The organism is Marinobacter sp. (assembly GCF_014859525.1).
In the GTDB taxonomy this organism is placed as follows: Bacteria; Pseudomonadota; Gammaproteobacteria; order Pseudomonadales; family Oleiphilaceae; genus Marinobacter.
The window spans coordinates 37,302-45,979 of sequence record NZ_JACUUB010000016.1; the positions used below are offsets into that span (position 1 = coordinate 37,302).

General features: G+C 56.3%; 6 protein-coding genes. 1 reads left to right on the forward strand and 5 read right to left on the reverse strand.

The features are described from left to right. Window positions 1-27 precede the first annotated feature (27 nt). Together gspF and gspE are read right to left on the reverse strand one after the other, a co-directional pair. A complete protein-coding gene (gene gspF / locus IBX51_RS05950; RefSeq protein WP_291829687.1) occupies window positions 28-1,239 on the reverse strand; it encodes a type II secretion system inner membrane protein GspF in 1,212 nt (403 codons plus the stop codon). Window positions 1,240-1,242: 3 nt separating this feature from the next. Next, window positions 1,243-2,784, reverse strand: coding sequence for a type II secretion system ATPase GspE (gspE, locus tag IBX51_RS05955; RefSeq protein ID WP_291829690.1), 1,542 nt, complete (start codon window positions 2,782-2,784; stop codon window positions 1,243-1,245). Between the two features lie 185 nt (window positions 2,785-2,969). Between gspE and IBX51_RS05960 the strand changes: the two genes are divergently transcribed. Continuing rightward, the gene (locus IBX51_RS05960; RefSeq protein WP_291829691.1) at window positions 2,970-3,632 is read left to right on the forward strand and encodes a type II secretion system protein N; all 663 of its coding nucleotides are present in this window, start codon (window positions 2,970-2,972) and stop codon (window positions 3,630-3,632) included. Window positions 3,633-3,804: 172 nt separating this feature from the next. Here IBX51_RS05960 and IBX51_RS05965 read toward each other — a convergent pair whose 3' ends face one another. The 3 genes from IBX51_RS05965 to IBX51_RS05975 are packed head-to-tail and all read right to left on the reverse strand — an operon-like array spanning window position 3,805 to window position 8,298. Further along, window positions 3,805-5,211 (reverse strand): efflux transporter outer membrane subunit, encoded by a 1,407-nt coding sequence (locus IBX51_RS05965; RefSeq protein ID WP_291829694.1) that lies wholly within the window; start codon window positions 5,209-5,211, stop codon window positions 3,805-3,807. A 4-nt stretch (window positions 5,212-5,215) separates the two neighbouring features. Continuing rightward, entirely contained in the window at window positions 5,216-7,156 is a 1,941-nt protein-coding gene (locus tag IBX51_RS05970; RefSeq protein WP_291829697.1) for a MacB family efflux pump subunit, read from the reverse strand. Continuing rightward, complete coding sequence (locus tag IBX51_RS05975) at window positions 7,153-8,298, reverse strand: efflux RND transporter periplasmic adaptor subunit (RefSeq protein ID WP_291829698.1); 1,146 nt, start codon at window positions 8,296-8,298, stop codon at window positions 7,153-7,155. The genes IBX51_RS05970 and IBX51_RS05975 overlap by 4 nt, the downstream gene beginning before the upstream one ends. Window positions 8,299-8,678 lie beyond the last annotated feature (380 nt).

Below are 8,678 nucleotides of genomic sequence, written 5' to 3' on the forward strand. Positions count from 1 at the left end.
TGGGTTAAACGGTTCCCGGTCGGCACGTTAGCCCACCAGGTTGCTCATATTCAGGATCGGCAACATGATCGCCAGCACGATGATCAGCACGACCATGCCCATGACCAGCAACATCAGCGGCTCAAACAGGCCGACAATGGCTGCGATTTTGGCCTGCAGACTGCTCTCCTGCATGCGCGAGGTTCTCTCCAGCATGCTGTCCAGCTCGCCACTGGCCTCACCACTGGCAATCATGTGCAACATCATCGGAGGGAAATAGCCGGACTGATCCAGAGACCGGTGCAACGACCCTCCCTCACTCACCTTCCTGGCCGCATCCTTTAGCTCTTTTCGCAAGAAATCGTTTGATAACACCTCACCTGCAATTCTCATGGCGTCTACCAGCGGAACACCGCTGGTGGTCAGTATGCTCAAGGTGCTGGCGTACCTGGCGGTGTTCACGCCCCGCACCATGCTGGCGAACAGGGGAAGATGTAACAACTGTTTGTGAAATGTCATTCGGAACGCTGGTTTGGTCAGGGCAACCCGAAAACCCAATAACGCCAATACCAAAGCAACAAGCAAATAGACACCGTAAGCGGCCAGAAATTCCGAAACCGACAGCATGGCAACGGTAAGACCGGGAAGATCCTGACCCTGACGCACAAAGACTTCGATGATGTCTGGCACCACATACGTCAGCAAAAATACCACAATGGCAATCGCAACAACGCTGAGGATCAAAGGGTAGATAGCGGCAAGCTGGATCTTCTGTCGTGCCTCCTGACGGTTTTCGGTGTAGTCCGCCAAACGGTTAAGGACCAGATCCAGATGACCGGCGTGTTCACCAGCGGCCACGGTGGAACAATACAACCTGGGAAACGCTCTGGGGAACTCTCCAAAACTGTCGGCGAGGGTATACCCCTCCATCACCTTGGCGCGTATAGCAATCAGCATACTGCGAATGCGCGGCTTACTGGACTGCTGAGCGGCTGCGCTGAGCGCTTGTTCAATAGGGATGCCAGATTGGATCAGTGTTGCCAGTTGACGGGTCACCAATGCCAGGTCTGCAGCGCTGAGTGAGCCCCGGTTGCTGAACGGACTGGTTTGGGCCTGCTTTTCAACCGCGGCCTCAACCGTTAAAGGGGTCAGGCCTTTTTCCCGCAACTGCTGGCGTACCGCGCGTGGCGCATCGGCTTCCAGAACGCCCTGCTTCTGCTTTCCCCTTGGGTCCAGCGCTTTATAAACATAGGCTGGCATGGGCTACTGGCTCCGGTGGGTAACGCGCAGAACTTCTTCTACGGTGGTGGTGCCTTCCAGGATTTTCTTTACCCCGTCAGCATGGATACTTGGACTGCGAAAACGCGCGGCTTTTTCAAGATCCAGTTCACCGGCGCGCTTATGGATCAATGTCGAAATTTCTTCGGTTATCTCGACGGTTTCGTAGATGCCAATCCGGCCCCGATAACCAAGATGATTGCACCGTTCACAACCTTTGGCCCGATAAATGGTGGGCGGATTATCCGCGCTTTGCTGCAGAAATTCACATTGCTCTTCGGTCGGTGTGTAGGGTTCACGACAGTGGGTGCACAACACTCGCACCAGACGCTGGGCCACAATGCCCACCAGACTGGAAGAAATCAGGAAGGGTTCGATGCCCATGTCCATCAGTCGGGTAATAGCACCTACGGCGGTGTTGGTGTGCAGAGTTGAAAGCACCAGGTGGCCGGTCAAACTCGCCTGCACGGCAATTTCTGCGGTTTCAAGATCCCGGATCTCACCAATCATTACCACGTCCGGGTCCTGACGCAAAATCGCTCGCAGGCCCCGGGCGAAAGTCATGTCCACCTTGGTATTGACCTGTGTTTGCCCAATGCCGGGCAAGTTGTATTCAATCGGGTCTTCGACCGTCAGGATGTTGCGGGTACGGTCATTGATTTCCTGCAGTGAAGCATAAAGCGTGGTCGACTTACCGGAACCGGTCGGGCCTGTAACCAGCAAAATACCGTAGGGCCGGTGTATCAGTTTGCGCAGCACCTTCAAGTCATTGCCGGCCATGCCAAGAGATTCCAGCCGAATGGTACCGGCCTGCTTATCAAGCAAACGCAACACCACCCGCTCACCGCTGGAGGATGGCATCGTCGACACCCGGATATCCACTTCACGGCCCGCAACTCGCAGTGCAATGCGGCCATCCTGTGGCACCCGCTTTTCGGCAATGTCCAGCTTCGCCATCACCTTGATACGAGAAACCAATAAGGGCGCCAATGCCCGCTTGGGCTGCACCACTTCTCGCAACACGCCGTCAATGCGGAACCGCACCACCAACTGCTTCTCGTAGGTTTCAATATGGACGTCAGAGGCGTTGGTCTTGACCGCCTCGGTCAAGATGGCGTTGATCAGCCGAATAATCGGTGCGTCGTCTTCCTGTTCGAGCAGATCTTCTGTTTCCGGCACGGAATCTGCCAGTGAGGCGAGATCCATGTCATCACCGATCCCTTCCACCATCTGCATTGCTTCGGCTGAGTCGTTTTGATAAGCCGCGTTAAGGGCCTGGTCAAAGCGATTTGCCTCAATGGTCACAAAGCGGGCGCGCCCGCCACTGATGCGGTTTGCCTCTGCCAGCGCAGAGTGGGAAGCACCGGGGCGCACCAGAATGACTGCATCACCTTCTTCACTACGGGTAAGGATCACACCATTGCGCTTGGCAAAGGTAAAGGGAAGACGGCACAGCGGCGAATCCTGCGGCTGAATTTCAGTATCAATGGTCAAAGTCTTCCTCGTTGTTTCCGTCAGATCGCTCATTATTTTTCTTGGGCCTGGATGATTCCCGAAAAGCATTTAAACAGTCGGCCATATAAAGCGTCAAAAAAGGCTACCACAGGAATGGGAACCACTGAACATCTCTATACACTATACTGCCACTTATTCATTTCAGTCTGATAACCTGTGACCTTTTTAGGCTTACGATCATTCACTCAGGATCTTCAATGTTCGCTCTAGATCAAAGGATACCCTTGCTGCTTGCGCTGGCCGCCATCACCGGAATGCTAGGGCTCACCGCTTGGCAAGGCTATCAGTTTTGGCAGGCAGAATCACAGCGCTCCCTGCCCCAGCAGGCGCAGATTGCGGGCGCGGAGACTGAAAACCCACGTCAAAACGTGCCAAACTTACAACTCGCCAGCCTGACCCTGTTTGGCTCTGCCGCTGAAAGCGATGATGCCCCGGAACTGGATACCGATAACCTACCCGAGACAAACCTGCGGTTAGCCTTACGTGGGGTGATGGCGGCAGACGGCGAATTCCCCGGCAGTGCGTTGATTGAAGACGATAAAGGAAATACCGAAGCCTATATTGTTGGCAACGACTTGCCTGGCAATGCCCGGCTGCACACGGTTTTTCCTAACCGGGTGATTATTGAGCGGGCCGGCAAACTGGAGAACCTTTATTTCCCCGAGCTGGATGATCGTTCCGGCGTCTCCCTGATGAGTGATCGTCAGCGGGCAGCCTCGCAGGCTACCGAGCAACCCGTTCAGCGCGCGCCAGTCGCCAGCGGCGCAGCATCAGCATCGCCAGAGGCAGAACAACAAAGACGAGAAGAGATTAGGCAACGGCTGGAACAACTGCGCCAACGACTCCAGAACACTAACTGAGGCCGGCCATGGGAACGGCAACTGACACCTCGCGTCACCGTTCCATTCTCATACCCCTTGTGTTTGCATTTTCGTTGGCCGGTGCTACCGAAATGGGTGTCGAAGACTACTGGGCCACACCGATAGAACTCTTTACCACCAATGGTGAGATCCGAGGTTATAGGTGACAGGGCTATTCCTGAACCCGCACTGTAACCTGGGCTTCTTCATCCCGATTCCAGCCACCGCCAAGAGCTTTGTACAAATCCACGGCGGCAATCAGTCGGTTCAGGCGGGCCTGACTCAGTTGCTGACGCACCTCAAAAACACTGCGCTGACTGTCCAGTAACGTCAGTAGTTCGTCAGCACCCTCACGATAGCGCACTTCGGTGAGCCGGAGAGTTTCCTCAGCTTTGACAAGAATCTCTTGCAAACGCTGCTCCTGCAGACGATACAGTGCATCGCGATCCAGTGCATCACCTACCTCCTGGAGCGCCGTCAGCAGACTGCCCCGGTAGCTCTCCAGCAATGCAACACGCCGGGATTCCGAGATGGCAACCGTATTACGCCGCTGGCCACCGTCAAACAATGCCTGACTCAAGCTCAGCAGCCCGTTCACACTGCGCACTGGATCGGACAAGCTTAGAAATCCGTCGGCCGATAACCGTGCTGCGGCACTCAAGGATACCGAAGGCAGTAACGCCGCCCTGGTTTGCTCAATGTCTGCACTGGCCGCTACCAGTCGCGCCTCCTGGGCCGCCAGGTCGGGCCGGCGGGTAACCATATTGGCTGGCGTTTGCGGACTAATGAGCGGAATCGTCACGGAGGCAATATCGGCCGCCGGCTGCTCCGCCGCAAATGGCATGTCACCGATCAATACCCTCAACGCTGCCAGGCGCTGGCGGGCCTGATATTCCAGTGGTGGCACCGCGTTACGCAAACTCAGCACCGAAGTTTGCTGACGGGAAAGCTCGGCCCGACTGGCCACGCCGTTACGAAAGCGAACTTCAACCAGTGCCAGCGTTCTTTCACCCAACTCAAGGTTGATATTGGCAATGTCGATTCGCTGCTGCAACTCCAGCCATTCAAACCAGGTACTGGCGACGGCTGCAACCAGCGTAATGCGGGCGGCAGCGTAATCAAATCGGGTCGCCTCGAAAGTCGCCAGAGCTGAGCCTTCACTGGCCGATAACCGGCCCCAGAGATCCAGCTCATAATCCATAGTAAGGCCGGCGCTGGTCGAGCCTCCGGTGACGGTGTTATCACCCGTTGCTCTTGAAGCCTGCCGTCCACTGCTGGCCGTCGCGGAGAGTGATGGCAACAGTGCAGCACCTGCGTTGCGTAACTGCAAATCTGCCTGAATAACCGATTCCGCCATCGCCGCCAGGTTCGGGTTGGCTTTCAGGGCTTTTTCGATTAACCGATCTAACTCGGTCTCATTAAATGCCCGCCACCAGTCCGCCTCGACGGCGGTCCCGGCATGCTTGGTTTGTTCCCAGTGATCTGGCGGTGTTACTGGCAAGCCGACCGGTTCTGGCGTAAAGGTCGCGCACCCTGCTAAGAGTAGCGCGGGCACCAGAGCAGTAAGTCGAATCGTCATAGAGTTACTCCGAGGCCAGGGCGTGAACCGGATCAAGGTGGGCCGCTTTACGAGCCGGCAGAAAGCCAAACACCAAGCCGGTCGCAAAGGCACAACTGAACGCCAATACCATGGGCAGCACTGTCATATGCACGGGCGTGCCCAAAGACCCGATCAACTGGGTAGCGGCAATGCCCAGCGCCACGCCGATCAAGCCTCCGATAGCTGACACCAGCCAGGCCTCCGTCAAGAACTGCTGCAGGATGTTCCAGGCTCGTGCACCCGTCGCCATTCGGATACCGATCTCACGAGTTCTTTCTGTAACGCTGACCAGCATGATATTCATCACGCCGATCCCCCCGACAAGCAGGGAAATGGCCGCAATCGAACCCAACAGCCAGGTCAGTGTGTTCTGAGTTTCAGAGATGGTTTCGATCAGCGAGGCCATATTTCGGATGGTGAAATCCTCAATTCCACCATGGCGCGCCAACAGGGTTTCATGAATGATCGCTTCGATGTCGCTCATCCTCGCAAGGTCGGCCACTGCCACGGTGATATTGCGCAGATGTGTCTGCCCAAAAATCCGCAGACTGCCCGTGGTGTAAGGCACAAATACAACATCGTCCTGATCCTGACCCATGGGTGATGCGCCTTTCTCCCCCATTACGCCTATTACCTGGAACAGCACGTTGTTTACCATCAGATGTTTACCCAAGGAGCTTTCGCCGGGGAACAGGGTATCTGCCGTTGTTTTGCCCAGCACCGCCACGGAGGCATAGTTGAGCTCATCCTCTTCGGAAAAGAAGGTGCCTTGTATCACCGGCCACTGCCTGGCCACCGGAAACTGGTGAGAAGTCGCGTTAATCTCGGCCCGGTGATCCAGATTAAAATAACGCAGCGTTTGCGAGCCGGTAAGTTCCGGTATTGCCGCAAGAACACCGTCTACTTCATTGATTGCACGGTAATCTTCTGGGGTTAACGTGGTCACCGACCAGCGGCCTCCACGCTGGTCCGGGCCACCTGGGCGGATCAACAACAGGTCACTGCCCATGGTACTGATGCGATCAACCACATCTTTTTTGGCCCCTTCACCAATGGCCAGCATGGTAATCACAGACGCCACACCAATGACAATGCCCAATAGCGTAAGTGCCGTTCTGAACAGATTGCTATGCAACGAGCGCACCGCGCTCTTCAAGGCCTCCTGCCAGTCACTCAACACCACGCCTCTGCGGCCGGGGTTTAACGCCGGCGAAGCGTTCGCGGGGCTCACGTCCTGGCCGGTATCGCGCGCAACCTCGCCATCGGCAATGTGGATCTGCCGGCGGGCAACATTCGCCACGTCTTGATCGTGGGTGATCAGAATCACGGTGTGCCCTTTACCAGACAGCTCCGTGAGCAGCCGGATAACCTCTTTGCTGCTTTTACTGTCGAGCGCACCGGTGGGCTCATCGGCGAAGATCACCTGGCCGCCATTCATCAACGCCCGGGCAATAGAGACACGCTGTTGCTGGCCACCGGACAACTGACCAGGGCGATGAGTAAGCCGCTCACCCAAGCCCAGTTCGGTCAACAACTGCTCTGCCCTCTCCCGGCGTTGTGCGGGGGCTATACCTGCATAGATGGCCGGTATTTCCACGTTCTCCCGGGCGGTCATGCCCGGCAGCAGGTTATAGCTCTGAAAGACAAATCCAAAGGCTTCCCGGCGCAACAACGCCAGGTCATCCCGGCTCAGCGCGGCTACATCCCTGCCGTCATACCAGTATTCCCCGGAACTCGGCTGATCAAGGCAGCCAAGGATGTTCATCAAAGTAGACTTTCCGGAACCGGAAGGCCCCATAATGGCAACGAATTCACCCGGGTAGATTTTCAGATCAATACCCTTGAGTACCGGTACCGCCAACTCCCCCTCCCCAAAGGAACGGGTAATGCCACGCAACTCGATCAATGGCCGGGCTGCACTCATCGCAACACACCCCGCATAGTGTTCGGGTTACCGGTACCGGAGCGCGGATCTCGAGACACCAGCACAACCTTCTCACCTTCCTTGACGCCCGACATCACTTCGGTGTGTACCCGGTTGCTAACCCCGGCCACAATATCCCGCCATTCAACCTGCCCCGCTTGGCTCATTACCTGCACCCGGCCACGCTGAACAGATGACACGGGTACCCGCAGCACGCCCAGGGCTTCACGCTGAATAAAAAACACCTGAGCGGTCATGTTCGGTAGCAGTTTGCCGTCATCGTTATTGGCGTCGAACAGGGCGTTGTACAGCACAACATTGTTAGTGACTTCCGGAGTTGGCTCTATGTACAGCAATTGGCCATAGAGCTTCTGTTCCGCGTCCCCCAGTGTGGTGAAGTACACTCGCATGCCCGGCTCAAGCTTGCCGACATCCGCCTCAGACACCTGGGCCCGTACCCGCATGGTGGCCAGGTCGGCAATACGCATTAAAACCGGCGCTTGCTGAGTGGCATTCAGGGTCTGGCCCTGGCGGGCTTCAATGGAGACCACGGTGCCATCCATGGGCGCGTAAATTCGAGCGTACCCCAGGTTGGCTTCTTCGGCGCGCAGTGTAGAGGCGGTTTGTTCGATCTGGGCCTCCAGCATGGCCAGCTGGGCTTTGGCAGACGCAAGGGTAGCCTCGGCCATCTGCAGTGATTCACGGGTTGTGGCGTCTTCTTTAAACAAGTTGGTCTGGCGCTGGAACTGAATGTCTGCCAGCCGTAACTGGGCCTTGCGATCATCCAGTTGCGCCCGCTGATTCTTGAGCTGGGCCCGGGTGCCGTCTACTTTGGCGACGTAAACGGTTGGATCAATCTCCGCCAGCAAGTCACCCTGGGATACCGTTTGCCCCACTCGCACATGGATGGTTTCGAGCTGGCCAGACACCTGCGCACCCACGTCCACGTAATTGCTCGGCTCCAACACACCGGTTGCGCTGACCAGCTGCTGGATGTCGCCGCGGGTGACTTCGATGGTGTTGATGGACTGCTCCTGGCCGTTGTTATGGTTAGCAAACCACCAACCGGCTGCAGAGAGCCCTGCAAGCAACGCCAAGGCAACAAACCATTTTACTGCATGTCGGTTGTGGCCAAATGCCATTGATAGATTCCCCTTGGAGTGATCAACATGGCAACAATAGAGAAGCGATTAGTGAAAAAAAAGCGAAGTTTCAGGGTTTTGCTAAACCTTTACACGCAAGGGGGCTAGCCCGTTTTCGTAATGGGGGATTACCAGGAGTCGGGGCCTGAACAATATATTGGTAGGAGCCAGCGAACTTGGAGGGCACTTTGCCTTCAACATCGACAGAGGCCAGGCCAAACTACTGGCCGTGCTCCCCATCAATATTTAGTCAACGGCCAACGCTCTGTTTATTCAGCCACTCTGGTCAGCATCTGAGTCAGGCCAGACAAACGTTTTTGCCCAGGCCATGGCATCGCTAAAGGGCATGGGCCGGGCATAGTAAAAGCCCTGACCAAGAC